Genomic DNA, 24,996 nt, shown 5'->3' on the forward strand with positions numbered 1-24,996 from the left:
AGAGAACCTCGGGGCGAGAAACCCTATTTCGACGAGCCGGTCGGGGCGGCGATCCCCTCCCGCAGAATGTAACCGCGATCAACGGCAAACGGGCCAAACCGCTGGACAGTCCCGGCGGCGTTTGGCCAGCGAACTTCAACCTCATCCACCCGGTCCGCCGGGCCAACCCCGACCAACAGCCGCCGATCATGGGCCGAATAGTAACTCCCGCCGCCGATGACATGCCGGACAAACGTGCGGCCGCCGGCCCGCACCGTGACCACCGCTCCGATGGCATCCCGGTTGGCCCCGGCCGGGTCGCGGTGGGCGGCGCCTTCGAGATCCAGCGAGATCCAGTGATTCGATGATTCGGTGGTGTTTCGCAGCAACGCGACCGTGTCCCCGACATGCGTCACGGCCAGATCCATTCGGCCGTCATTGTCGAAATCGGCCTTCGCCACGCCCCGGCCGACACGCGGTTGGCCGAAGTATGGCCCGGCCGTCGCGGAGGCTTCCCGGAAGCGGCCGTGGCCGTCCCCCAAGAACAATTGCATCTTCTGGGCGTATTCCTGGGGCTTGCCATCCTCCTTGGGCAGAAGATCGGCGGCGTTCCGTCGAGTGTGGCCGTTGGCGACGAACAAATCCAGATTTCCGTCGTTGTCCGGGTCGAAGAGGGCTGTCCCCCAGCCGACCTTGTCCCAACTGGCGGCAAACATCCCGGCACTCGTGCTGACATCCGTGAACAGGCCCTTGCCCCGGTTCCGAAACAACACGGTTCCCTCCCGGATGTAGGTCGTCACGAACAGGTCCGGCAGACCGTTCCCGGTGATGTCCCCGGCCTCGACTCCCATGCTTCCCATCGCCCGGCCGAGATGGGTGGCCCCGGTTCCGCTTCGCAGGGCGACCGATTGAAACTTCCCGCCGCCGAGATTGCGGTAGTGGTGATTCAGCACTTCGTCGTTGCCGACAAAAATGTCGGCCCGGCCGTCGCCGTCCAAATCAAGAATCACGACGCCGAGGGCTTTTCCCCCCGGTTCCAACCCGGCTGTCGCGGAGACATCGGTGAAGGTGCCGCCGCCGTTGTTGCGGAACAGAAAACTTCGGGCGCCTTCAAAATGATGCGGCCCGCAGGCGCTCCGGACGGGGCCGTTCGGCCCCGCCTCCACACAGGGCGGGTAAGCATTAACATCCAATGCCAGATAACGACAGACGAACAAGTCGAGGCGGCCCGTGCCATGCAAATCGCCGAACGCCGCGCTGGTGCACCATCCATCTAAAACGATTCCGGCTTCTTTGGTCACATCACGAAACCGCCGGCCTCCGGGGGCTGGTTCGTTGTGGAACAACTGGCCGCCGCCGAAATGGCTGACGAAGAGGTCCGGGAAACCGTCGTTGTCATAGTCCCCGACGGCCACCCCCTGACCATATCCGATGGTCAGCAACCCGACGGAATCCGTGACATCGGTGAAGGTTCCGTTGCCGTTGTTGCGGTAAAGCCGGCTGGCCGGACGGGGCTTCGCCTGCGGATCGGCGGGGAATTGGCCCCCTTGAACGAAGAACAAATCCGGGAAACCATCGCGATCAAAATCGAGCCACGCCGTTCCGCCCCCCATCACTTCCGGAAGAAATTGGTTTGGGGTGGCCCCGTCTTCGTGCCGAAAATGGATGTTAGAAACTTGCGTCACGTCGTCTAACGTGACGGAGGAACGCGGTTCGCCGTCAGAAGCGGGGCCGATAACAGGAACGCCGCCCCGCTGGCGGGCGAAAACCGCCCACACGAGAATCGCAAGTCCGGCGAGGATCAGAAGGGCCAGCAGCAGGACAACCGGGCGTCCCATTCGCGGACTCCCGGTGACCGCTTGAGGGGTGCCGTCTCCGCTCACTTGGACCGGCCGCCGGAGCCGGTGGCTGTTTTCAGCGCCAGGTTGAGGTCGGCGCCGGCGACCACATCCTGAAGCTGGTTGTTCCCGTCGTCGGTCGCGGCGACCTCATCGTTCGATTTCTTTGCGGCTTTGGCGGCTTTGATCGCCTCGTCCATATTGTCCGAAGCGGAGCCTTTTGTGTATGAACTGACTTTGACGCGGTACTTGCCCGGCGTGACACCCTTCACGGCAAATTTGCCGTCCGTGATTTCACCGCCAACGGCTGTCCCTGTTCCCCCTTCCGGGGTAAAGCTGATGTTGCCATTCTTGACTGGCTGGCCGTTGTGGGTCACCGTTCCCTTGACGGCACTTTCAGCCCCGCCGCATCCGAGGAGCGACATGAAAGCCAGCAGGGCGATGGGAGAAGCATTTTTGAAGAGAGAAAAGAGTTTCATTGCACTTGACGGGAGAGTTTGTTAATCTTCTACTAATATTAACAAACTCTCCGATCAAATTTCACAAATTTTTGACCGCAGATTTTTTTCAAAAAGCCCTTGTAACTATCAGTAAACGTCGGCGCCCGGTCAAGTCTTTTTATTTTTTCCGCTTCTCTCTCTCAGTGCGGAGGTTCTGACCATGTCTGACGCCAAATGGCTCGCCCGGCGTAAAACCGGGGCCACCGGGGGGTTCACCCTCATCGAATTGCTGGTGGTGATTGCGATCATCGCCATTCTCATCGGCCTCCTTCTTCCGGCCGTCCAAAAGATTCGCGAAGCTGCGAATCGCATGAAGTGCACCAACAACTTGAAGCAACTGAGTCTGGCCTGTCACGGCTATGGTGACGCCATCGGCTACCTGCCGTTGGGACGCAAGGCCGACCAGTACAACGCCTACACGTGGTCGCTGTACATCCTGCCGTTCCATGAGCAAAAAGCCAAGGGCGATGGTTTCGTCGGCCTGCCTGACAACACGGCCTCCCTTAATCAGACCCAAGCCCCCAGCCCGGCCCAGGCAACTTTAGAAGCCGTGGTCACCACGTGGATGTGCCCGAGCGATAGCTATGCTCCGGTCGGCGAGTCCGGCGGCGGATGGGCGCGAGCCCGTGGGAATTATGCGGCCTGCGTGGGTCCCGGCGGTATGTATGGCCAGCAACTCAATGGCCAGACGCCGTTCGGCCAAGGTGTGTTTGCTTTCAACCAAGGACAAGGGATCGCCAATCAGCGGAAGATCACGCTTGCCCAGATCACCGACGGCACGAGCAACACCATCCTCCTGTCTGAACGACTTTCGACGACGGTTTCCGGTTGGGGCGGCAACCCTGGCGACATCACCTTGGGCAACATGGGCGCGGCGTTGTTCTCCACCCTCAACACTCCGAACACAACCGTGGCGGATGTGTTGCGGGGCAACTCCGACGGTGACACGGCTGTTTGTCCGCAAGCACACGCTGACACGGCATACAAGCCGCCGTGCGATGGCTCCGGCAACGAAGCGATTGCTTTCGCATCGGCGTTCAGCAAGCACACGGGCGGGGTAAACGTGGGAATGGCGGACGGGTCTGTCCGATTCATTCGGAACTCGATCACCCCCGCCAACTGGCGTGCGATGGGCACCTCAAGCGGCGGTGAAACGATCTCCGAGTAATGATTGGTGTCGGGCGGGGATTCGGATATCCGAATCCCCGCCCGTGATTCTTCAGACACTTTTTGCAATGACTGCGAACTGGCCTAACCCGGCTCACCGGATGATCTTCTTCACGACCTCGCCGGAGACATCGGTCAGCCGATAGTCTCGGCCACCGTGGCGGTAAGTCAGCTTCTCGTGATCGAAGCCCATGAGGTGCAAAATCGTGGCGTGCAGGTCATGGATGTGAACCTTGTCCGTCACGGATCGGAAGCCGAATTCATCGGTTTCGCCGTAGGTCATGCCGCCTTTCACGCCGCCCCCGGCCATCCACATGGTGAAGCCCCAGGGGTTATGATCCCGGCCGTCGGCGTTCTCGGTCGTCGGCGTGCGGCCAAACTCGCCGCCCCAGAGAACCAGTGTCTCGTCCAACAGACCCCGTTGTTTCAAATCCGTTAGCAAGGCGGCGATTGGTTGGTCAATGTCCTTGCACAACGTCCGCGTGGCGGCTGTGTGATTGGAGTGGGTGTCCCACGGCTGGCCGTTGCCGTAATAAATTTGGGTGAACCGGACGCCGCGCTCGGCCAATCGGCGGGCGAGCAGGCAGCCGTTGGCGAAGTGTCCTTTGCCGTAGCGGTCGCGGACCTTCACGGGTTCGTGGTTGATGTCGAACGCGTCGGATGCTTCGATTTGCATCCGGTAGGCCGTTTCCATCGAACGAATGCGGGCTTCCAGATTTGGGTCGCCGCCCCGTTCGGCCTGATGTTGGTCGTTCAACTGCCGCATCAGTTCCAGTTGGCGTCGCTGTTCATCCGGCTTGACCTTGGCGTTGTTCAAAAACGGAATCATCTGCTTGGGGTCGAGATTGGTGTGGTTGACATACATCCCCTGATGCTCGCCCGGCAGAAACCCGCTCGACCACAACTCGGCAAACCGCACCGGCCGACCCGGACAACAGACGACGAAACTCGGCAGGTTCGCGTTCTCCGTTCCCAAACCATAGGAGAGCCACGCCCCCAGCGTGGGGCGATTCGGCGTCAAGGTGCCGTTGTTCATCATGAACAACGCGGGGCCGTGGTTGGGGTTGTCGGTGTGCAATGATCGCAACACGCAGATATCGTCCACGCAAGCGGCTGTCTGTGGTAGCAGTTCGCTCACTTCGACGCCGCTTTGGCCGTGCTTGGAGAACTTGAACGGCACGGCCATCAAATTCCCGGTGGGGCGTTCCGTCCGCAAATCCGCTCCAGGGGGCTTCGTCCCGGCGTGTTTGTTCAACAACGGTTTGGGATCGAACAAATCGCCGTGGAAGGGGCCGCCGTTCATGAACAAGTGGATGATTCGCTTCGCCTTCGGGGCGAAATGCGGCGCACGCGGGACCGCCGGGGAGGCTTTCAGGATGTCCGCCAGGGCGAGCAACCCCAACCCGCCCCCCATTGACTGGACCATTTGCCGACGGCTAAAAAGCGGTTGCATGAGCGTTGTCCACTGGAAGAATCAATCAACAAACTGAAACTCGTTGCTTCCCAACAGGACTTGTGCATATTGCTGCCAAGCCGATTCGTTGTTTGGCTGCACAAAGGCCTGCCCCAACTTCAATTGATCCCCTGTCGGTGAACGTCCGAACAGGAGTTTGTAAGCCCGTTCAATCCGCTTCGCCGGGTCGGTTCCCGCATCTGCCTGCAATCGTTTCACCAACGCCATCGATTGCTCGGCCATCAACGGGCTGTTCAAGGTGAACAACTGCTGGAGCGGCGTGATGGTCGGAATGCGGTTCGGGCTATGCGTGATCGGGTCGGGAAAATCGTGCAGGCGAAGAATGTCGGTCAGCTCTCGACGCCGGACGACTCCGTAAATCGTGCGGCGATGGTTGGTGGCCAGATTCAATTCAGTCGGTGGACCGCCCATCTTCAAGTCGAGACTTCCGGTGACATAGAGCAGGGCATCCCGCCACGCTTCCACGTCCAGTCTTCGCCGGGGGAATTTCGAGTAATATCGATACCCGGCGTCACCATTCGGAGCCGGGCCGCTGGCTTGCTGATAAGTGGCCGAGAGCATGATTTCGCGGTGCAGCCACTTGATCGACCAACCGTTGGCAATGAACCGGGACGCCAAATCTTCCAGCAAATCCGGGTGGGAAGGAGGCTCGCCTTGCTTGCCGAAATCGCTCGGCGTCTCCACGATGCCGATGCCGAAGTGTTCCTTCCAAACACGATTGACGAAAACCCTCGCCACCAGCGGCGAAGAATCGGTGACAAGAGAATTAGCCAGTTCGAGCCGGCCGCTCCCCTTGGTGAACTTCGCCGGTTCGCCACGAGAAAGAACCGACACGAACCGGCGGGAGACCATCGGCCCCGGTTTATTCGGGTTGCCCCGGATCTCCAACGCGATGTCTTGTGGCTTCTCCTGATAGATCACCCGGCTGCCGTGCGTACCCACGGCGTTTACCACTTGCAGGCTGGCATCCCGCAATCCGGGAATCAGCGGGGCCTCGTATCCGGGGGTAGCCTTCAACTTGGCAATTTGCTTTTGAAGATCCTCGATTTTGGCCGTCTCGATCTTCTCTTTCTTCGCCCCGAGTTTCTTAACCTCGGCCTCCAACTTCACAACCTGTTCGCGGATCTGCACGATGGCGTCCCCGTTCACTCCCGGAACCAACGCTTGGTCAGCCTGTTTGGAACTGGCGAACACGCCTGCAAGGGCGTAATAATCTTCGGCCGTGATCGGGTCGAACTTGTGATCGTGGCAGCGGGCGCAAGCGATGTTCAACCCGAGAAACGTACTGGAAAGCGTGTGAATCCGCTCTTCATATTCATCAGACACAATGGTCTTGATGATCTCCACTGGAAGCTGAAGTTCCTTCCAATAGGTGGGGCTGAGGCCGATGAAACCCAACGCGGCCAGATCATCTGTTTTCGCATCCGGCATTTGATCGGCGGCCAGTTGCAACTTCGCAAATCGCGGGAAGGGCACATCTTCGTTGACCGCTCGGACCACCCAATCCCGGTAATAATGCGGCTGGCCTTTGGTTTCCACCCATGCCTCGGCGATGTCGCAATAACGGGTCAGATCCAGCCAGTGCCGCCCCCAGCGTTCGCCGTATTGCGGAGAGGCCAGCCATTGGTCAATCACCTTCGCAAAAGCGATCGGGCTGGAGTCTTTCTCAAAAGCCTCGACTTCCTCGGGCGTGGGAGGAAGGCCGAGCAAATCAAATTTGGCCCGACGGAGTAACACTCGCTTCGGGGCAGGTTCGCCCGGCTTGATTGAGCGTTTTTCCAGTTCCGCAAGGATAAAAGAATCGATCCGTTGCTTGGGCCATGCGCCTGCTTGAATTTTGGGAACTTCTGGGGAACGGAGCGGTTGAAACGACCAGAATTTTCGCCCGGCTTCGATGTCAATCTTCCGGGCCGGTTTCGCGGTGCTGGCCGACGCGGGGAACGCCAAGCCACGGCGAACCCACTGTTCCAGATTGGCCACTTCCCGTTCGCCGAGTTTGCCCTTGGGGGGCATTTGCATGTCCGTGTCTTTGTAATGCACGGCCTGGATCAACAAGCTCTTGCCCGGATCGCCGACCACGGCGCTTGGGCCGGTGTCGCCCCCTTTGAGGATGGCTTCGCGTGAATCGAGCAGGAGGCCGCCTTTGATTTTCTTCGCGGTTGCCGAATGGCAGGAGTAGCATTGCTCGATGAGCAATGGGCGTATTTTTTGCTCGAAGAAAGCAAGATCCTCGGTCGATGGGAGAGATTGACCGAAAGATTGCGAAACAACGAACAGCCCCAAGAACAGGCCAGGCAGGTTTTTCATCGCAATTTCTCAGGCAGGATTACCCCACCCTACCGGACACCTGTGCATGATGCAAGGACATTTCTTGCCCGGCCGCCGTTCGGCGCGTCAGTGGAAGGTAATCACCTCTTCAGACGTTCCGGCGATCAATCCATTCGGAAACATCGCTCGTTCATCAACCGCACCTGACGGATCAAAGGGCGAAACCCCATCACCGCCACCACTTGAGATTCCACGTCAATCCCCGGCGCCACCTCGATCAATTCGATTCCCTCGGGGCTAAGTTCAAACACCGCCCGTTCGGTCACATACAGCACCCGCGAGGCTTTGCGATAAGTTGATTGGGCGCTGAAACAAATCTGCTCAACCGATTCGACAAATTTGCGAAGTGTCCCTTCGGTCAATATCCGCAACCGCCCGTTCTCAATGGCGACCTTTAACCCGCCGGTGGTCATCGTTCCGCAAAACACCAGCCGTCGGGCATTTTGGGCAATGTTCACAAAGCCGCCAACCCCCACGAACCGCTTGGCGAATTGCGAGACGTTGACGTTCCCCGCCCGGTCGATCTGGGCCGCCCCCAACGCGGCAAAGTCGAGGCCGCCGCCATCGTAAAAATCAAACTGCGCCGGTTGGTCGATCACCGCCTCGGGATGGACCGACGCCCCAAAACTCAATCCCCCGGCGGGCATCCCGCCGATTGGCCCGCTTTCGACGGTCAGTGTCAGCCGGTTCAACAATCCTCGTTCGGCGGCGACGCGGGCGATTCCCTCGGGCATGCCGATTCCCAAGTTGGCTATCGCCCCTTCGACCAGTTCGTCGCAAGCCCGGCTGGCGATGATTCGCCGTTCATCCATTGGCAACGGCGGCAAACAATGCGCGGCATCCGCAGACGGTTTCGCCTCACAGTATCGGGGGTTGAATACTTCGCCGAAGGTCTGGTGATGTTCATGATCCTCGGCCACCACGATTCGATCCACCAAAATGCCGGGAACCCGAACCGATTTCGGTGGGGCCGGATGATCCAACACCCGTTGAACTTGGGCGATGACCACGCCGCCGCAATTTCGCGCCGCCTGGGCCGCCGGCAGCACTTCGCCGATGACCGCCTCATCGTCCATCACCAAGCCACCGTTGACATCGGCGGCCGTCGCCCGGATCAGGCCGACGTGGATTGGGAAGGATTTGTACCACAACCATGTTCGACCGCCGAGTTCGATGCGTTCGACCAACGCCTCGCTATTACCCGGATCAAGCCGGCCAGCATCGTGGATCGGGTCGATGAACGTGCCCAAACCCACATGCGTGATGCAACCGGGCCGGCCGGCGGCGATGTCGCGGAAAAGCTGACAAACCACTCCTTGGGGAAAGTTGTGGCCTTCGATCTTTCGTTCGACGGCCAGCCTTCCCAAGCGGGGGCATAAGCCCCAATGCCCGCCGATCACCCGGCGCAAGAGGCCCGCGTGGGCCAGATGATTCAGACCCCGGCTTTGACCGTCCCCCTGACCGGCGCCGTACACCAGTGTCAATCCTTTGGGATGACCGGTTTCCAGAAAGCGTCGTTCCAAGGCGGCTGTCAATGCCTCGGGATGAGCCGCGCCGACGAAGCCGCCACAGGCGACCGTGACGCCGTCGCCGATCAACCGCACGGCTTCGTCGGCCGTGCAGAGTTTGTCTTTGGCCAAACGAGTCATCCCCACCAACCGCCGTTCACATGGAGAGTTTGCCCGGTCATATAGGAAGCCAGCGGGCTGCACAAGAATAAAATCACTTGGGCGATTTCCTCGGGATTCCCAAATCGGTTCAACGGAATCTGACTGAGCATCACTTTTCGGGATTCCTCGGGGATGGATTTCCCCATCTCCGTCAACACCACGCCGGGGGCCACCGCGTTCACCGTGATCTGGCGTGACGCCAGTTCCTTGCTCATGACCTTTGTCAACCCGATCACCCCTGCTTTGGCCGCCGCGTAGTTGGCTTGGCCGAAGAAGCCAATGATGGCGCTGATCGAGGCCAAGTTGACAATGCGGCCGCCGTTGGCCATCTTCCCCGTGGCGACTTTGCACCCGTGAAACACGCCCGTCAGGTTGGTGTCGATGACCGACTGCCAATCCTCCGGCAGCATCTTCTTCGCCGTCTTGTCCCGCAAAATCCCGGCGTTGTTGACCAGAATGTCAAACGATCCAAACCGCTCGATCACTTGGTCGGCCAGCCTGTCCATCGCGGCGAGATCCCGGACATCGGCCAAATGGGCCAATCCTTGCCCGCCCATCGACTCGGCCGCCTCGGCCGCCTTCTTGGCATTAACTCCCCGCCCCTCATCGAAATCATTGATGACGACGTTGGCGCCCGCTTCGTACAGCAACTTGGCCGTGGCCAGTCCCAAGCCTTGGGAAGAGCCGGTCACGATCGCTGTTCTACCTGTCAAATCGATGCCAATCACGGGGAATATTCCTCCAAACGCCATTCGTGGTTATCGCACGGTTTACCTCTTTGATGGTTGCTTCGCAAGTGGGGAGCGACGATACTTTCCCGACCCGGCCCGCTTGAAGATCGAATGAATGCGCCTAACGTGCCATGATGACGCCGCCCGGTTCGCTGTCTGCCATCCCGCCTCCATCCTGATCGCGTCCGTTTCCCGCCCGGAGAGAAATCAGATGATCCACAAATTGCTGGCTCTGTTGGTGGTCGGCTCCACCGTCTTCGCGAGTCAGGTGCATGCCGAGCCGCCTTCGTCGTCAGTTCCCAAGCCTGCCCCGGCCCGGTTTGAGTTCACCCGGTTGGTGGCGCATTGGGCCGAGTATGACGACCCGGATTATTTGAAATTCATCGAGGATGCCCAGCCCGATGTGGCCCAGTTTGGCTTCTATGGCGGGCATTTCTATAGCCTCGCCCACACGGAATCGGGCAAAGGCTATCCGGCCCATTTTCCGGTACAAGGGTTGGCCAAATGCGGGGATTGGTTTCAGGAAAAAAACGTCGAGCTACACAAGCGAGGCGCCAAAGTTGTCGGCCACTTCAATGTTGAGTTTTTGGTGGGTGATCCCGATGGGCCGAAGGGGCCGACCGGCTTTTTCAAGTTTTACCGCGACTTGTGGGATGAAAAAGAACTCGGCAAACGCCCGGTCGATAACCCGCTTGATTTGCTGGAGAAAAACGCGGACGGCACCCCGATTTCCCAATCAGGCTATGGCATTGGCGGCATGAAGGAATACTGGGCCTGCCTCCGCAATCCTCACTGGCAAACGGTTCTGAAAGCATGGCTGAAGCGTGGGTTGGATCGCGGTGTCGATGGTTACATTGCCAACTATTTCTACCGCCACAATTGCTTCTGCGAACATTGTCAATCAGGCTTTCGCAAACATCTCAAGGAAAACTTCACCGCCAAGGAACTCCAAGAGAAGTTTGGATTCGAGAACGCGGACAAACACGTCTTTTCAGAACTCGGCTACTGGCACGACCCGAAGAAGAGTTCGCCGTTGAAACTCGAAACGCTCCGCTGGTCGCAAATCTCGAACAAGCAAGTCTTCGACGAAGTGTTTGTGAAATACGGCCGATCCCTCAAGCCGGATTTGATCGTCGGCCAATGGAACCACCTCGGGGACTTTTCGCAAATCTCAGGCGATGAACGTTGCATGCTTCCCGCCGATCTTTGGGGGAAGGATGAAACCTATTTGTGGTACAGCACGGGCGACGCGGCCCATTACACCGATCTCTCCAAACGGTTTCTCGGCGAAGGAACGCTGCAAGCCCGCTACATTCGCGGTGCCTTCGACGACAAGCCCTATACCCTTGGCAAATACGAAAGCACGCGGACACGGGCGAGCATCGCCGAACTGGCCGCTAACGGCGGGGCGCCGATGGGGTTTTACACCCGGTTCAAAGACCCGGCGGCCCGAAAGGAGATTGTGCGTTATTACCAGTTCATGAAACAATACGACGATCTTTATCGAGGCAATCGTCCGCATTCGGAGGCAGTGTTGTTGTTCCCGCGCAAGGCCGTTCATCAAGGAGATGTGGCGCCGATTACCAAATTCCGCGACACCGGCCGGACCTTGCTCGACTCGCATATCTTGTTTGACATCTTGCCAGATGACTTGGCCACCAAAGAGCGAACGGCCGGTTATCAGCAGGTCATCAAAAATGATTCGCCGGAACTGATCCCGGCCGAACGGGCCAAACTAAGCACATTTGAAGCCCCATATTCAGTGCGCGTCTCCGCCAGCCGACCGGCGAAGGGGGATGATCTGGTGATCCATTTTGTTAATTACAACCGCGAAGAACCGCCCAAGAGCAAGGACGGTGTTCCGAGTTCGGGCGGCGGGATTGTCGATGAAAAGCCGATTGCGGTGAAAGGTGTGGCGGCGAACATCGTCATTCCGCCCGGGTTTCAAGTGACTTCGGTGGAAGCCTTCTCCCCGGAGAAGCCCGATCCGCTGGTCCTCGAAACCCGGATTGCCGATGGCCGGGTAAAGTTTACGATGCCGGAGTTTCTGGTGTACGGCGTTGCCCGGATTCAGTTGAAGCCTGTTCGATGAATGAAAACGAAGGCTAACCACAAAGACACAAAGATCACACAAAGTTTCACAGAGAAAAATGAGAAATCTCTTTCGATTTCTTTGTGAAGCTTTGTGTGATCTTTGTGTCTTTGTGGTTAGCCTTCGTCTTCGCTCATTTTCGCCGGTCGGTGAACCAGCGAGACCAGCACGAAGCTGAGAATCAACAACAGCAGCCAGGCCGCGAGTTTGGTGAGCGGGACCATTTGCCAGCCGGCTTTTTGATTCGGATATAACCAGACGTTGCCGAATGTCCCCAAGTTCTCGGCAAACCAAATAAACACCGCCACCAGAAACCAGCCCATTAACAACGGCATCCGGCGATATTTTTTATCCACCTTGAAGTAAATCCACGAACGGCCGTACATGACGAACACGGCCACAAACAACAGCCAGCGAATGTCCCAAACATAGTGATGGGTGAAGAAGTTCACATAGATCAGCCCGGCGACGATCACCGTCGGCCAGCGAGGCGGATAATGCGAAAACTTGAAATCAAAGATTCGCCACACACGGGCAATGTAACTCCCCACGGCGCTATACATAAACCCGGCGAAGAACGGCACATGATGAAAGCCGAGCCGGAACGTCTCGGGGTAATGCCACGCCCCGATGGCATCGGATGTTTTGAACAACTCCATCCCGGTCGCCAGCAGGTGAAAGACAATGATGACGCCCGCTTCCCGCAACGATTCCAACCGGGCGGCCAGCAAAATCACCTGCACGGCCAAGGCAAAGAGAAACAGAAAGTCATACCGCGAGATCGCCGTGATCGGGTACCACCAATGACTCCCGAGGATCACGGCCAATAACATCCCGGCGAAGAGACAGGCATTGGCCTGTTTGATGCCGAAGATCACGAACTCGCGGATGAATTTGCGAAACATAGATGCCAAATATTATAATGATACTTGAAGATTTTTAGTGAGACTGTGGGACTTGCAAGTCACGATAATGAATGAATCATGAAATGATGCAGCCAAAGTATGGCTAAATCTTGTTCAATATAATAGATTTTTGATATAATTTTCCAGTTAAATTTTAACAATAAGCGGATTTGAAAATGTCACTTGCTGAAATCACATCCCGAAATGCCGTATTGGATGCAATCAAAGAATATGATCGGATTGGACAAAGTGCCTTTTTGAAAGGATATGGGTTTGGCGAGTCAAGAATGTATGTGCTTGAGTTTGAAGGAAGGCAATACGACTCAAAGGCAATTATTGGCGTAGCCCGCAAATACCAATATCCGGATCGTCCTCCTCTTCGTCCGCAGGATTTTAGCGGAGGTCATGCAACAGTCCAACGAAAGCTGGAGTCACTCGGATTTATTGTGCGGGTGCGTTCTGACACTGAAGAACCCGCAGACCACCTGCTTGCCGAGGAAATCCCTTTTGGATCGGAACTGCGAGAAGGCTCAGTCCAGCAAATATTGGTCAATGCTTACGAACGTAATCGAGAAGCTCGAGAACAGTGCCTTGCCCATCACGGACGAGCCTGCGTCATTTGTGGCATGACTTTCAAAGATTCTTATGGCCCTCTTGCGAGCAACTTTATTCATGTTCATCACTTGCGGCCGTTGTCAGGAATCAAATCAGATTATGTGGTCGATCCGATTGCCGACTTGGTGCCTGTCTGTCCGAATTGTCACGCAGTGGTTCATTTAGGGGGGCAGACTCGAAGTCTTGATGCAGTCAGACAACTGATTCGTGAGGCAGCAACCACTACTTCTCAATTTTTTATCACAGAACCGGAGCAAGAATGATTTCCGAACAACATGTCAACAATCGTTATGATGTTGAAAATATTTCCTGTAGGTGGCTCGGTGGAGATGAACGCTCACTTCATTCAGCAGAAGTTGTTCGCGTTATAATAGATGCAAACATCCAAAATGATGATGCTGCGTCTTCATTGTCAAATATTAAATGGCAGCCTGGCGTACTGTGGAAAGTGGTAGACCGAATCCGGCGAGATGCCCCCAGAGCCAAATTGATCGTCGGCCCGGCCGGATTTTTCACGGTGGATCTTGAGTCACGTTTGAGCGAGAAAATCGAAGATTTACAGTATTATCTTGCGGAATCGGGCACAAACCGAGACCAAGTTTTGCGAACGCTGGACGAATTGGGGTGTTTAGACCGCGATCTACTTATAGGTTTGGATAGTTGCGAAGGCAAAACTCTTCCATTACAGACAGTCATCCATTTGTCCGGCAGTCCGAATGCCACGTTGGATAATACTGTGCTCAAAATATTTGCTACAAACTCTGAACAAGACTCTTTGGTTGGTTGGAAAATTTGTGTTAAGACAGGCAAAGTTCCTTCAGAGTTGGCGCAATCCCGATTGATTAGCACTGAAATTGGCAATATCCTGATTTTGGTTTGCAATGATGGTCAGCTCATGCGAGACAAGGCTGTCGGCAAGGCTATCGAACGGACCATGAAGGAACACATTCTTGAAATGGCAGGCAAAGAATCCGTGCCTCGATATGTCTTACTTGCCACACATTGGCTTAAAGCTACCCGCTCGCCCCGATCAGGCACATCGGTATTTATTGACGTAATTAAGTGTGTGAGCAAGCGATGGAAGGAAGCAACTGTCATTCCTACGATGTTCACTCCGCATGCTGATCTTGAGAAAATACCCGGATCAGATTACCTGCCGGTTATCGGCAGGGAACCTAGCACGGTAGCCACTCTGCTTGTTGTCGATAAGAATTTAGACGATTGACTCTTTGGGTGAATATTCTTTGTCGAGAAGAAGCCTATTCCTTCCCCCGAATCGCCCCCTTCAACACATGCTTCAGTCGGTCTTCGATCTTCTTATGCGCTTTGTCGATTTCCTTGTCCGTCAGCGTTTTGTCCGATTGATACGTGAGGGCATACGCAAGGCTCTTTTTGCCGGCCGCGATGGAATCTCCCTTGTACACATCGAACAAGCGGATGTTTGTCAGCAAATCGCCGCCGGCGGCTTTGATTTCCTTGGACACGGCCTCATGGGTGACGGCTTCGTCCACCACCACGGCGATGTCCCGCAGGGCAGCCGGGGATTGCGGCACGGGGGCGTAGGCGAAGCGTTCGGGGATGCTGGCCAGAATTGCCTCCAAGTCGAGTTCCCCGGCGAGAATGGTTCGCTCGCCGAGGCCGAACGCGGAGGCGGTCTTTGGGTGAAGTTCGCCGAACACGCCCAAGACTTTTTCACCGACGACCAATTGGGCCGACCGGCCGGGGTGCAGCCAGACTGTTTCCTTGGTGGCCTTGAAGGTCACGCCGGGAACGTGCAATTCCTTGGCCAGATGTTCGACGACGCCCTTGAGGTCAAAGAAGTCCATCATCGCGGGCTTTTGGCCCAATGTGTCGTCCCATGATTCCGGTTTGCGGCGACCGCTCAGAATCAAGGCGAGGCGTCGCGGCTCCGTCGGCAGGCGGTCGCCCGGTTTCGGCAGGAACACCGCCCCGAGTTCAAACAGTTTGATCGTGTCCGTCTGCTTCAGGTTGTGGGCGGCCACTTCCAGCAGGTTGGCGAGCAGGGTTCGCCGCATCACGGCCCGTTCGGGGCTGATCGGGTTCAGCAGTTCCACACCCTCCCCGGCGAGGCCGAGGGTGGTTTCACGTTCTTTGGAGGTCAGCGAGTAACAGATACACTCTTGCAATCCGGCGTTCGCCAGCGTGTCCCGCGTGAATTGCTCCAACGCGAGTTCGCGGTTGTTCCGTTGCGGCGGCAGTTCCCCGGAAAGCAACGTCCCCGGCAGGCGGTCGTAGCCGTAAATGCGGGCAAGTTCTTCGATCAAGTCTGCGGCCCCGGCCTGAATGTCCAGCCGGGTCGGCGGCACGGTGACGGCCCAACCGTCGGCCGACGGAGTCACGGTGAATTGCAAGGCTTGCAAGACCTTTTCCACATCGGCGGCCGGGAATTCGATGCCAAGCAACCGCCGAATCTCAGTCTTCTTCAGAAGGATCGTCTGCGTTGGAATCGGGGCCGGGTAGACATCCACGAGACCGGTGAGAATCTGGCCCCCGGCGGTTTCGGCCAACAGTTGCGCCGCATGTTTTGCGGCGGGCAACACCAATTCCGGATGCACACCCCGGCTGAAGCGGGTGCTGGCCTCGCTGAACAGCGTGAACTTGTGGGCCGTCTTGCGGACGCTCACGAAGTCGAAACTGGCCGATTCTAAAAGGATGTTCTTGGTGGCGGCTGTCACTTCCGTGTCGAGGCCCCCCATTACCCCGGCGAGGGCGATCACGCCAACACTGTCGGCGATCACCAGATCATCGATCGTGAGCGTGCGTTCCACACCATCAAGGGTCTTGAAAACTTCCCCGGCCGTCGCCGGGCGCACGGTGATCGTGGGAACGCCGCCCGCCCGCTTCACCAGCACATCGTAATCGAAGGCGTGTAACGGTTGGCCCCATTCCAACATCACATAGTTGGTCACATCGACCGCATTGCTGATCGGGCGCATGCCCGCGTAGGCCAGCCGACGTTGCATCCAGCCGGGCGAGGAACCGATGGTCACATTCTTGATGATCGTTGCCGAATAACGGGCGCATTTCGCCGGGTCGGTGATGACGACCTTGGCCTGCCCGTCGATCTTCTCGGCCACCGTCTTTGGTTCAAGTTTCGGAATGCAGGTCTGTTTGCCGAAGATGGCGGCCACTTCACGGGCGACGCCGATCATCGACAGACAACGGGCCATGTTCGGCAGCACGTCGATCTCGACGACGGCATCCCCCATGAAATCGGCAAGCGGTTTGCCAATGGGGGCATCTTCTTCGAGAAGGATGATGCCTTCATGTTCGTCGTTGATGCCCAACTCGAAGTTGGACATGCACATCGCGTCGTTCGGGATGCCGCGAAGTTCTTTCGGTTCAAGTGTTTTGAAGACCTTGCGAGTTTGCTTGGTCGCCTTGTCTTCCTCTTCCATGAAATAGACCGACCCGCGCAGCCCCAACACCACCTTTTGGCCGCTTTCGCCCACGGTGATGTTCGGCGCCCCGGTGACGACCGTTTTCGGCTCGGCCGCCCCGTATTCGAGCTTCACCAGTTTCAACTTGTCCGCGTTCGGGTGCTTGTCGATGCCCAAGATGCGGGCGGTGACAATCTTGTCCTGCTCCCACACCGGGCCAGTTTCCGTTTGCTTGGCCTTCAGCCCGGCGGGGGCGGGGAGGCCAAAGAGCCGGACGCCGGAGACTTCCAACCCGGCGATGGTCAGTCGTTCCACAAGTTCCGGTAGTTCCACGCCACTGAGGTCAACGTGGTCGGCCAGCCATTTCAAGGGGACTTTCATTCGGTCGGTCCTGACACGATAATCTAATAGAGAGCAAGTATCTTACGGGAGGCGGCGGGCGATGCCACGGGTTCACGCGAAACGCCACTTAACGATGAGAAAGCCACCTAACCCCCCGTCCCCCTTCCCTAAGAAGGAAGGGGGAGCAAGAGGGCGGCAGTCGCATCACCAAGCACATGTTGCCCGCGAATTTTTGACCGATATTAAACCAGCCCATACTGATGTTCTTGGCTGCGATACCCACGCTCTTGCTCCCCCTTCCTTCTTAGGGAAGGGGGACGGGGGGTTAGGTGGCCCGCCACGGACTGATGCCACATCGCTCTGGCCAAATAGGTTCCTGCGCCCCGCCTTCACCCTCATCGAACTCCTTGTTGTCATCGCCATCATCGCCATTCTGATTGGGTTGCTGCTCCCGGCCGTGCAAAAGATCCGGGAGGCCGCCAACCGGATGAAATGCACCAGCAACCTCAAGCAACTCGGGCTGGCGGCCCACAATTACCAAGACACTTATCAGGCTTTCCCGACCGGCGTGGCCGCGCCGGGCAGCGACGGGCGAACCACGTCGCTGTTTGTGGAACTGCTGCCCTTCATCGAACAAGATGCCTTGTACAAACAATGGAATTTCACCACGCCATCAGCGAACTTCGGTGCGGTAGGCACTCCGGCTTCCGCGAAAGTGAACATGTATGTCTGCCCTTCGGCCGCCGTGGCCGATAATCCGATCAATGTCGGTTCGATGTGGCTCGGGGTGACAACCTATTCCGGCAACGGCGGCGCCAAGTCATTCCCGCCGCAAAACGCGAGCAAGGACGGGATGTTCCATCTCAACTCGGCCGTGCGGATGGCCGATGTGACCGACGGCCTGAGCAACACCTATCTCTTCGGCGAACGAGTGTTGAGCGACGCCAATATCGACACTTATATGTCAGCCCCGTTCATCACCCCGCCAGACCCGCCGTTGCAGTCATTCACTTCCTTCGGCGGTTGGTCGGCCCCGGCCGGGGCGTCGGCCATCGCCACCGTCACGCTCAGCGCGGAGGGGGGGATCAATTATTTCTTCCCGAACAAATACGAGGCCCCGCCGCCGCCGACTCCCCCGCCGCCAATCGACTGGAACACGATCTCGGCGAATTACTGGAAACGCCTGAGTTCGTGGGGCAGCAAACACACCAACGGCGTGAACTTCGCACTGGGTGATGGCAGTGTTCGTTTTGTGAAATCTTCCATCGCCCCGGCTTCGCTGCTCGCGTTCAGCACCCGCAACGGTGGCGAGACGACCCCGGCCGACTGACTTTTCTTCTCTCCCGCCTGGATGCGAAGCCTTGGACCGTTTGAACCTGATCCACTTGTACACCTTCTACCTCGCGGCGATGTTCCTCGTCAGCACCGTGCGGCGTTTTCAGCAATATCAGGACATCGCCCAAATCGTGTTCGCGGCCCCCGGCCGCTGGCCGCGCGTGCTTCAGCAAATCAAAAAACACTGGATCGTGTTCATGACCTGGACAACGCTCCGCCCGGCCGGGGTGGCGATCACGTTGCTGCTGACCCAATCGGTTTGTTCCCGGTTGATTTGGCCGCAAGCGGCCATCACCCTGGCGGATTTTTGGGCCGAGTGGTGGATGCTCATCCCCGTGGGCGCCGCCGGTGTCGCCATGCTGGGGGTGGATGGTTACTTCGTTCTGTGCGTGGGAACCATCAACCCGGAGGAAACCGGCCGTTATCTCGACGAGGCCGAACACTGGCTAAAATCTTGGAAGGCGCCGCTGATCTCCACGCTGACGTTGGGGTATCTGAATCCTCGCGTGATGGTGGACACGGGGGTGAAAAAAGCGATGGAAGATGGCAAGGGCTTGTTGCAGAGCGCACTCTGGTGGATGTCGCTTCAGTCGGGCCTTCGGACTTTTTTCGGGCTCTTGCTCTGGCTCTCGTGGGCGGTCCATCCGGTGTTGGAGAACTGAGCCGTTGCTGTCGTGTTGTCAAAAAGTTTGAATCTCTCCATAGAACGACCCCATGACCCGTGAACCCAGTTCCGCCGTGCAGGATTATCTCAAGGCCATCCACGGTCTCGGCGGGGACGGGGCGTTGGTCTCCCCCAATGAAATCGCCGGGATGCTGGAGGTCCGCGCGCCGTCCGTCACCGGGATGCTCAAGCGTCTCGCCAAGGACGGCTTCATCGACTACGAATCCGGGGCCGGCGCCAAACTCACGCCAAGCGGGGTGGCCGAGGCAAGGCGGGTGATCCGGCGCCATCGGCTATTGGAACTGTTTCTCACCAAGGTGCTGGGGCTGGACTGGAGCGAGGTGGACGCGGAGGCCGAGGCCCTCGAACATGCCATCTCTCCGCGTCTGGAGGAGGCGATCGCCAATCATCTCGGCGAACCGCATGAAGACCCGCACGGCCACCCCATTCCCACGGCCAACGGGGAGATCCGTCAACGCAACCTGACCCGGCTGAGCGAGTGCCGCAGCGGTTTCGTGACCATCCGGGAGGCGGCCGACGACAACCCCGCCCGGTTGCGGCGTTGGAGTTCCCTGGGGCTGAAACCCGGCGCCCGCGTGGAGATCATGAGCTACGAGGAGCTGGACGATATTTTTGAAATCCGCGTCGATCAGCGCATCGTCCGGCTCGGCAGTGAGGGGCTGGCCGGATTGAGGGGCGAGCCGGAAGCCTGAAATCCCGGCGCGATTTGCCGCGACAAAAAGCACATTCCCGATTTGACCGCTCCCCCGTGATGCTCTAGATAATTGTGTCGACGGAGCCTGACCCCTCAATCCCGCTGACATCCCCGCCGGTTCGATTTTTCCCTGTGTTCCCATATTCGGAGGCTGGTGCTATATGGCGCCCTTTCAGGCGGTCTGCTGCCCATTGGCGGCGATCAGCATTACTGGTTTGTTTGCGGTCTGGGCCAGAATTCAACAACGGCGCGACGGGCATTCCCGCGAGATGCGACAACGGGTCGCTTATCTTCTGTGGGTGGCCGCCACAAGGGCGTAGGCGATGACTTTTCGCCCGCCTCTCCCACCCCGGTTTCCAAAACCGGGGTTTTTTATTGCCGTGCCCTCCCAACCCGCGCATTCCGTTGTTTGGCCAAAAATTTTTGGAAAACCCCACGGTTTGTAGACATTCCCTCAAGTTTGTAAATGCGATTTGAGGTTGTAATTCAGGCGGGATCATTCAAAAACGTCCGTCCGCAAATTTTTCGATCCGCAAATTCTCCGCTGATAATCACTTGCTGACATGGCGATCCGGAAATGGCATGCGAAAATCGCAGGCGGCACGAGCCGTGCATTCCATGTTTCCCGTGAAACGAGACAACTGAAAAAACAAGCAAGGGAATAAAAGCCATGTACCGCACGAACCTCAGCAATGCCAAGGAGTTCACCATGATCGAGCAGGAAGCCAGCGAGGAAAAAGTGAAGGCCATGCTGCGAGACATCGCCTATGTCTTGCATGTCACCAAACGAGTGAAGAAAGAAATCCTTGAAGACTTGGCCGGTGTTTCCTCCCACGAAGCCCGCGACTTGAACAAGCCGAAGGGATTGATGAACTTCAGCGGCGGGGCCGCCTAAACAAGAAAAGGATGAGGGATTCGGAAAGCAGGGATGAGGGATGAGGGATGAAAGGAAAACCAAATCAATCTCACCCCGATGAGGCTTCTTGGTTTTCTTTTCATCCCTCATCCCTCATCCCTGCTTTCCCAGTCCTTTGCCTCATTGAGTTGACCATCCGACCACGGTGTCCCGGTAAGCGGCCCACAGTTCCGGGAAACAGGTCACGCTCGGGATGTGGTTCACTTCCAAAAGATGTTTGCCTGTCGGCGTCACCATGTAATCATTGGCGATCAGATCCAAGCCCATGCCGCGTTGGATATGCCGGGTGTCGGCTTCCAATTGCTCGTCGAGGGGCATGAAGGCCGCTCCGTCGGCGTGGACGGATTTCTTCCAATCTTCTCCCGCCAGCCGGATTTACCAGGCTTGGTTCCTGATGATCGTCACGCGAACCGCTTCTCCCTCGAAATACGGTTCGAGCAATCCGGCGAATTCGCTGGTCCATTCCCCGGTAATACGCTCCTTGTCGTGGCCGCAATGCCAGTTCCCCCATTTGGCCACCAGCGGTTGATCCGCGACAACGCGGACGCCCGCCGAAACGAAGCTGCGCGATGGCCCGCCAAAACGGGAAAGCCGCACCGCTTTGGCAAGTGCGGGGAGCCGGAGCCGACAATCAACCATGCCCACGGGATTGGGGTAACAGGGGCCGCCCCAGAGGCATAACGCAGCCAGGAAATCCGTGTCATTCTCGAAAATGCCGTGAAACACCACGCGGGAAACCGGGACGTAATCCCAAGATGTCCGGGATTGGACCCGGAGGACGCCATCTTTTAAGAGCAGCCGGGGAAGCATTTCAAAGGCGACACATTCGCCCGGCAGCAACGACGCGAGTTCTCTCGATTCGGATTCGTCAAAACCGATCAGACAAGTTCGCTCAATCATCACAACGTTCCGTTCCCCGAATAATGATTGGGGGAGGGAACATCCGATGAGGCAGGCAGGTTCACAAACACAGGCCGGACCAGAATGAGAGAAAGACCAAGGACCACCGCGTTAAACGGCGATCCTTGGTCTTTCTCTCATTCTTCTTGTTTGCTTCTGATTCGATCAAACGTCCGGAGTTTTCATTGCCGGACCGCCGGGATTGGCGTTTTCTTTGTTTCTCGTGTCTTCGTACCATTTCTTAAAGTTGGCATCGCGCGTCCTGCGGGCAGGGTCGGCCTTGTCGATGGCGCTGGACTTCAATTCCAGTGAACCATCCGGATACATCAACAACACTTCAATGCCCGATTCATCGGTGACCGGATTGCTCCGGGTCGTCTTCTCGGTCGGGTTATTGGGGATCTTCTCCTTGAGTTGTTGACCGCCGACGATGTCAACGGCGATGACCTTTCTGTCCGGGATCGGCCTGAACAGCACCCCCTTGCGGGCTTCGATCACCTTTCTCGGCGGCCCCTTGATCACCGTCGTCTTCTCGCCCGGCAATGTTCGGAGTTCAAAGTCGTTCGTGATCGACGACCAGAGGGGAAGTTTGGCCCAAGCCTCGCCCTGAACATACAAGCCTTTCGTGGCGACAAGTTCGCCGATCACCCAATCGCCAACGGGTTCAAAATCATCCCTGCTGATTTCCATCCGTTGCTCGAAACGGTGAATTTGAATGATCGCCTGCCCCTTGCCGGGCGGGGTGGGTTGACCGGCCGCCGGGGCGGGAGAATCGATCACATACTGGTAGATGGCGTTCGGAATGGTGACCGATTCGGGAAACTCAAACCAGTGTTCCTCGCCAAGCGGAAGTTCCTTGTTGTCCGCGTCGGATGACTTGGAAACGAGATCGCGCTTGCCGAAATTCGGATTCACCAATTTGGCCCGCATGCGGTAGTTGTAGACCAAGCCGTCCTTGACTTCCGTGTCGAACACCCGGATGTAGATGTAGTCCGGCGGTTCGATCTTGCCGGAGGCCGTTCCGTTCGGGTTTCCTCCCGGTCCCATGTCCATCATCGGTCCCTTGCCGGGGCCTTTCGTCGGCAGCATGAAACCGCTGCCGCTGCCGGGCTCGCCGCCACCGGGGCCGGCGCCGGGATTGTAAAAGCTGGCTCCGGTCGTTCCCCCGACCGAGGATCGGCTGAAGGGATTGACCGCGTTGCCCGAGAATCTCGACGGCGGGGCCGGCAAGTTCGGCCGGGTGTTGGCATCCTTGAGCTTTTTGATCGAATCCTTGATCGTCTTCAGATTCATGTCGGGGTATTTGCCGGTCACCTCGGTGGGGAGCGGCATCACCAGTTGATTGTCTTCGTGCAGCGTGACCCAAGCCATGTCTTGGGGGTCTTCCTTGTCCAACAGTTTCACGGCCCGCAATTGCTGGCTGTTTTCCACAAAGGGGAGCGGCGTCCAGTCTTCCACCGGCGTGCCGTTTGGACGGGAGATCCGGCGTTGAACCTCGACGCCATTGAACACGGGCATTTCATCCGGCCGGGCGTAGAGTTGGTCCAGTGTTTGGTATTGCAGGGCCTGCCGATAGCGTTCGAGTTGGGCTCGATAGGGGAAGGAAGCCTGTAACACGGCCATTCGTTCCGGGGCGATGGTGATGGCCATCCGTCGGCCCTTCATCTTCGTTTCCAGCTCTTCGTCCGTTTCTCCATCGATGTATTCGACACTGTGACGAACGGCCGGGGTGCTCGACATGGCTCCTCCGGGCATTCCCATACCGCCAGGCATCCCCGGACCGCCGGGACCGCCGGCCATCATTCCCGGACCGCCGGGACCGCCAGGGAAGCCACCGCCCATGCCGCCAGGGAAGCCACCGCCCATGCCGCCGGGGAAACCACCGCCGCGATTTCCTTCGGACATTCCCGGTCCGCCGGGACCTCCGGGGAAGCCCCCCATGCCGCCGGGACCTCCGGGGAAGCCACCCATGCCGCCCGGCCCTTGCATTCCGGGCATGCCATAGGGGTTCGCGGGGGGAAGGCGGATGTTTTTTCCAGCCGCCCCAAGCTTGCTCTTCAGTTGGTTGAGGAACTTGCCGGCGCCATCGACTTTCTGTTTCGTGTCTTTGGTGGTGATCACACCGACGCGGATCTTGGTTTTTTCCCCCTCTTTATCAATGAAAATGTCGCTGGCGGGGATTTTCACCACGGCAATTTTCGCGTCGCCTTCCGCGATCCGAAGGACGACCGGGGCCAGCCGCCGGCCATCGGGCGGGGCGTTCGGGTCAAACAGCACCTGGCTCAACGGTTGCAGAGCGACTTGGTTGTTTGTCACCGGCTTGATGAGTTCCGGGCTGACCGGCTCGATGGCCGCGCCGTTCGGACTGTTGATCTGCGAGGTGAGGCTTGATGCCTTCGTGTCGATTTGCTTGGCGAACTCCTCGGGATTCTGTTCCCGCCCGAAGATCGACATCACGCCCAAGATGAGCAGCAGGCCGCCGATGCCCCCGGCGATGCCCAAACCGACTTTTTCGCCTTTCTCGATCAGAAAATCTTGCACTCCGCTCGATTTTGCCATGATTATCTCCAACCTGTGCTGATGTTCGTGTATTGGAAAAGATCGGGGAACAACTCATCGTTCCCCGATTGCAGTGTCACATCTTGGGAACCGCCGGGGGATTGTCTGTCGGAGCCGGAGTCGCCGGCATCGGAACCGCCGGGGGATTCATGGGAGCCGGCACATTATTCATGGGAGCCGGCACATTGTTCATGGGAGCCGGCACATTATTCATGGGAGCCGGCACATTATTCATGGGAGCCGGTGTCATCGGCATCGGCATCGGCGTGTCGTCTTTTTTCGCCTCGTCTTTTTTCGCCTCGTCTTTTTTCGCGTCGGGGAGTTCAAATTTTTCATACAGCGAGGCGATGCCGTAGACGCTGAGTTCGATCAGGTTGCCGGCCACCATGTCCTCGGAACTGCTGCGGGGAGCCCCCAAACTGCTTGGGAAACCGGGATTGCCGCCTTCCATGCGACCCGGATTGGCCGGAGGCATCGGGAAGCCGGGGTTGCCGCTCCCCATCGGGGGGAAACCAACGCCGCCCGGAGGCATTGGAAAGCCGGGTGTCGAGGAACTCGAACCACCCGGTTCGCCAAAGTAACTGATCGTGCCGCGGAACCGGGACAAATGGCTTTGGACAATTTGCATTCGCAGTTTGCTGTTGGCCAACACGGTCAACACATCCGCGCTGTAGGTCTGATCGCAGATCAACATGATGCCAATGGGCATGGAACGGACCTGATCCGTCCGGTGAACATAACGCCGTCGAACCAGTCCGTTGGGCGACAATTCCTTCGCCGCTTCGCTGTTGGCCCCGCTCCCGCCGGGGGCGCCAAACCCTCCGGGGCCCATCGGAGGGCCTCCGGGACCGGGAGGCCCTCCGGG

Annotated in this window: 20 protein-coding genes; 8 read left to right on the forward strand and 12 right to left on the reverse strand. The window is 57.9% G+C overall.

What is annotated here, in order from left to right; all coding sequences use genetic code 11:
* Positions 1-23 precede the first annotated feature (23 nt).
* Entirely contained in the window at positions 24-1,817 is a 1,794-nt protein-coding gene (locus BGIM_RS50840; RefSeq protein WP_020470896.1) for a CRTAC1 family protein, read from the reverse strand.
* 41 nt (positions 1,818-1,858) lie between these two features.
* Positions 1,859-2,296: a carboxypeptidase-like regulatory domain-containing protein gene (locus tag BGIM_RS0116785; protein WP_020470897.1), complete on the reverse strand. Its 438-nt coding sequence runs from the start codon at positions 2,294-2,296 to the stop codon at positions 1,859-1,861.
* A 181-nt stretch (positions 2,297-2,477) separates the two neighbouring features.
* Between BGIM_RS0116785 and BGIM_RS0116790 the strand changes: the two genes are divergently transcribed.
* Positions 2,478-3,485, forward strand: a complete 1,008-nt coding sequence (locus tag BGIM_RS0116790; protein WP_020470898.1) for a DUF1559 domain-containing protein — start codon at positions 2,478-2,480, stop codon at positions 3,483-3,485.
* Positions 3,486-3,578: 93 nt separating this feature from the next.
* Here BGIM_RS0116790 and BGIM_RS0116795 read toward each other — a convergent pair whose 3' ends face one another.
* From BGIM_RS0116795 to fabG, 4 genes are all read right to left on the reverse strand, one after another.
* On the reverse strand, positions 3,579-4,937 hold the full coding sequence (locus BGIM_RS0116795; RefSeq protein WP_029630115.1) for a DUF1501 domain-containing protein: 1,359 nt from the start codon (positions 4,935-4,937) through the stop codon (positions 3,579-3,581).
* Between the two features lie 21 nt (positions 4,938-4,958).
* Positions 4,959-7,265, reverse strand: coding sequence for a PSD1 and planctomycete cytochrome C domain-containing protein (locus tag BGIM_RS0116800; protein ID WP_020470900.1), 2,307 nt, complete (start codon positions 7,263-7,265; stop codon positions 4,959-4,961).
* 125 nt (positions 7,266-7,390) lie between these two features.
* Positions 7,391-8,935 carry an acyl CoA:acetate/3-ketoacid CoA transferase gene (locus BGIM_RS0116805; protein WP_020470901.1) on the reverse strand — a complete coding sequence of 515 codons (1,545 nt, stop codon included), beginning with the start codon at positions 8,933-8,935 and terminating at the stop codon, positions 7,391-7,393.
* On the reverse strand, positions 8,932-9,708 hold the full coding sequence (gene fabG / locus BGIM_RS0116810; RefSeq protein ID WP_052639854.1) for a 3-oxoacyl-ACP reductase FabG: 777 nt from the start codon (positions 9,706-9,708) through the stop codon (positions 8,932-8,934). The genes BGIM_RS0116805 and fabG overlap by 4 nt, the downstream gene beginning before the upstream one ends.
* Positions 9,709-9,802: 94 nt before the next feature.
* On the opposite strand from fabG, the gene BGIM_RS0116815 reads away from it, so the two are divergent.
* Positions 9,803-11,779, forward strand: coding sequence for a hypothetical protein (locus BGIM_RS0116815; RefSeq protein ID WP_029630118.1), 1,977 nt, complete (start codon positions 9,803-9,805; stop codon positions 11,777-11,779).
* A 116-nt stretch (positions 11,780-11,895) separates the two neighbouring features.
* Here the strand turns inward: BGIM_RS0116815 and BGIM_RS0116825 are convergent, their stop codons facing one another.
* Positions 11,896-12,684, reverse strand: a complete 789-nt coding sequence (locus BGIM_RS0116825) for a DUF817 domain-containing protein (protein ID WP_020470904.1) — start codon at positions 12,682-12,684, stop codon at positions 11,896-11,898.
* Between the two features lie 176 nt (positions 12,685-12,860).
* Here BGIM_RS0116825 and BGIM_RS60420 point away from each other — a divergent pair, with 176 nt between their 5' ends.
* Both BGIM_RS60420 and BGIM_RS0116840 read left to right on the forward strand, forming a co-directional pair.
* Complete coding sequence (locus BGIM_RS60420; protein WP_072022266.1) at positions 12,861-13,562, forward strand: HNH endonuclease; 702 nt, start codon at positions 12,861-12,863, stop codon at positions 13,560-13,562.
* Positions 13,559-14,524: a hypothetical protein gene (locus BGIM_RS0116840; RefSeq protein ID WP_157369159.1), complete on the forward strand. Its 966-nt coding sequence runs from the start codon at positions 13,559-13,561 to the stop codon at positions 14,522-14,524. Before BGIM_RS60420 ends, BGIM_RS0116840 begins: the two co-directional genes overlap by 4 nt.
* A gap of 34 nt (positions 14,525-14,558) precedes the next feature.
* Here BGIM_RS0116840 and pheT read toward each other — a convergent pair whose 3' ends face one another.
* Positions 14,559-17,081 carry a phenylalanine--tRNA ligase subunit beta gene (gene pheT, locus BGIM_RS0116845; protein ID WP_020470907.1) on the reverse strand — a complete coding sequence of 841 codons (2,523 nt, stop codon included), beginning with the start codon at positions 17,079-17,081 and terminating at the stop codon, positions 14,559-14,561.
* A 193-nt stretch (positions 17,082-17,274) separates the two neighbouring features.
* Here pheT and BGIM_RS0116850 point away from each other — a divergent pair, with 193 nt between their 5' ends.
* From BGIM_RS0116850 to BGIM_RS0116870, 4 genes are all read left to right on the forward strand, one after another.
* The gene (locus BGIM_RS0116850) at positions 17,275-18,372 is read left to right on the forward strand and encodes a DUF1559 domain-containing protein (RefSeq protein WP_238537668.1); all 1,098 of its coding nucleotides are present in this window, start codon (positions 17,275-17,277) and stop codon (positions 18,370-18,372) included.
* A 31-nt stretch (positions 18,373-18,403) separates the two neighbouring features.
* Positions 18,404-19,039: a hypothetical protein gene (locus BGIM_RS0116855; protein WP_020470909.1), complete on the forward strand. Its 636-nt coding sequence runs from the start codon at positions 18,404-18,406 to the stop codon at positions 19,037-19,039.
* A 52-nt stretch (positions 19,040-19,091) separates the two neighbouring features.
* Complete coding sequence (locus BGIM_RS50845; protein WP_020470910.1) at positions 19,092-19,754, forward strand: metal-dependent transcriptional regulator; 663 nt, start codon at positions 19,092-19,094, stop codon at positions 19,752-19,754.
* Positions 19,755-20,426: 672 nt separating this feature from the next.
* Positions 20,427-20,651 carry a hypothetical protein gene (locus BGIM_RS0116870; protein ID WP_020470912.1) on the forward strand — a complete coding sequence of 75 codons (225 nt, stop codon included), beginning with the start codon at positions 20,427-20,429 and terminating at the stop codon, positions 20,649-20,651.
* A 141-nt stretch (positions 20,652-20,792) separates the two neighbouring features.
* Here BGIM_RS0116870 and BGIM_RS61390 read toward each other — a convergent pair whose 3' ends face one another.
* From BGIM_RS61390 to BGIM_RS65905, 4 genes are all read right to left on the reverse strand, one after another.
* Positions 20,793-20,990 (reverse strand): hypothetical protein, encoded by a 198-nt coding sequence (locus tag BGIM_RS61390; RefSeq protein ID WP_020470913.1) that lies wholly within the window; start codon positions 20,988-20,990, stop codon positions 20,793-20,795.
* Between the two features lie 57 nt (positions 20,991-21,047).
* Complete coding sequence (locus tag BGIM_RS50850; protein ID WP_020470914.1) at positions 21,048-21,572, reverse strand: hypothetical protein; 525 nt, start codon at positions 21,570-21,572, stop codon at positions 21,048-21,050.
* A gap of 165 nt (positions 21,573-21,737) precedes the next feature.
* Positions 21,738-24,131 carry a hypothetical protein gene (locus BGIM_RS65900; RefSeq protein WP_052639856.1) on the reverse strand — a complete coding sequence of 798 codons (2,394 nt, stop codon included), beginning with the start codon at positions 24,129-24,131 and terminating at the stop codon, positions 21,738-21,740.
* A 76-nt stretch (positions 24,132-24,207) separates the two neighbouring features.
* On the reverse strand, positions 24,208-24,963 hold the full coding sequence (locus BGIM_RS65905) for a hypothetical protein (RefSeq protein WP_193788994.1): 756 nt from the start codon (positions 24,961-24,963) through the stop codon (positions 24,208-24,210).
* Between the last annotated feature and the right edge of the window lie 33 nt (positions 24,964-24,996).

This window comes from Zavarzinella formosa DSM 19928 (genome assembly GCF_000255705.1).
Classification (GTDB): domain Bacteria; phylum Planctomycetota; class Planctomycetia; order Gemmatales; family Gemmataceae; genus Zavarzinella; species Zavarzinella formosa.

Coding starts and splice junctions, on each gene's coding strand:
- BGIM_RS0116870 (WP_020470912.1), top strand. CDS start 20,427: ATGTACCGCACGAACCTCAGCAATGCCAAGGAGTTCACCATGATCGAG.
- BGIM_RS50840 (WP_020470896.1), bottom strand. CDS start 1,817: ATGGGACGCCCGGTTGTCCTGCTGCTGGCCCTTCTGATCCTCGCCGGA.
- BGIM_RS60420 (WP_072022266.1), top strand. CDS start 12,861: ATGTCACTTGCTGAAATCACATCCCGAAATGCCGTATTGGATGCAATC.
- BGIM_RS0116805 (WP_020470901.1), bottom strand. CDS start 8,935: ATGACTCGTTTGGCCAAAGACAAACTCTGCACGGCCGACGAAGCCGTG.
- BGIM_RS65905 (WP_193788994.1), bottom strand. CDS start 24,963: ATGGGCCCCGGAGGGTTTGGCGCCCCCGGCGGGAGCGGGGCCAACAGC.
- BGIM_RS0116815 (WP_029630118.1), top strand. CDS start 9,803: ATGCGCCTAACGTGCCATGATGACGCCGCCCGGTTCGCTGTCTGCCAT.
- BGIM_RS0116840 (WP_157369159.1), top strand. CDS start 13,559: ATGATTTCCGAACAACATGTCAACAATCGTTATGATGTTGAAAATATT.
- BGIM_RS50850 (WP_020470914.1), bottom strand. CDS start 21,572: ATGATTGAGCGAACTTGTCTGATCGGTTTTGACGAATCCGAATCGAGA.
- BGIM_RS65900 (WP_052639856.1), bottom strand. CDS start 24,131: ATGGCAAAATCGAGCGGAGTGCAAGATTTTCTGATCGAGAAAGGCGAA.
- BGIM_RS0116825 (WP_020470904.1), bottom strand. CDS start 12,684: ATGTTTCGCAAATTCATCCGCGAGTTCGTGATCTTCGGCATCAAACAG.
- BGIM_RS0116795 (WP_029630115.1), bottom strand. CDS start 4,937: ATGCAACCGCTTTTTAGCCGTCGGCAAATGGTCCAGTCAATGGGGGGC.
- BGIM_RS0116790 (WP_020470898.1), top strand. CDS start 2,478: ATGTCTGACGCCAAATGGCTCGCCCGGCGTAAAACCGGGGCCACCGGG.
- BGIM_RS0116800 (WP_020470900.1), bottom strand. CDS start 7,265: ATGAAAAACCTGCCTGGCCTGTTCTTGGGGCTGTTCGTTGTTTCGCAA.
- BGIM_RS61390 (WP_020470913.1), bottom strand. CDS start 20,990: ATGCCCCTCGACGAGCAATTGGAAGCCGACACCCGGCATATCCAACGC.
- BGIM_RS50845 (WP_020470910.1), top strand. CDS start 19,092: ATGACCCGTGAACCCAGTTCCGCCGTGCAGGATTATCTCAAGGCCATC.
- fabG (WP_052639854.1), bottom strand. CDS start 9,708: ATGGCGTTTGGAGGAATATTCCCCGTGATTGGCATCGATTTGACAGGT.
- pheT (WP_020470907.1), bottom strand. CDS start 17,081: ATGAAAGTCCCCTTGAAATGGCTGGCCGACCACGTTGACCTCAGTGGC.
- BGIM_RS0116785 (WP_020470897.1), bottom strand. CDS start 2,296: ATGAAACTCTTTTCTCTCTTCAAAAATGCTTCTCCCATCGCCCTGCTG.